We start from the raw sequence: 333 nt of genomic DNA on the forward strand, positions 1-333 counted from the left end.
GCGCAAGTCCAGAAAAAGTGTGAGCGGTTTTCCGTCCGTAATTGCGCCAAGACAAAAAGGACTTAGAGCGGTTTGCCGTTTCCGTGAAACGGCAGACCGCTCTATCCGAGCCTGAGTGCGACGACGCCGGCGACAATGCTGAGCGCGGCAGCACCGCGCCAGCCCGTCATCTTCTCGCCCAGCGCGAAGACCGAGATCATCATGGCGAAAAGGATCGAGGTCTCGCGCAGCGACGCGACCGAGGCGATTGGCGCCTTGGTCATTGCCCACATCACGATCCAGTAGGCCGCGCCGCTGAGCACGCCGGTGAACACCCCGGCCTTCCAGTCGCGC

The 333-nt window shown here is 62.5% G+C and carries 1 protein-coding gene; it reads right to left on the reverse strand.

Translation table 11 applies throughout. From position 1 onward, the window contains the following. Nucleotides 1-101: 101 nt before the first annotated feature. A partial coding sequence (locus EN852_RS37420) for an EamA family transporter (protein WP_145994156.1) occupies nt 102-333 on the reverse strand: 232 nt, incomplete at its 5' end.

The organism is Mesorhizobium sp. M2E.F.Ca.ET.209.01.1.1 (assembly GCF_004010375.2).
Lineage (GTDB): Bacteria > Pseudomonadota > Alphaproteobacteria > Rhizobiales > Rhizobiaceae > Mesorhizobium.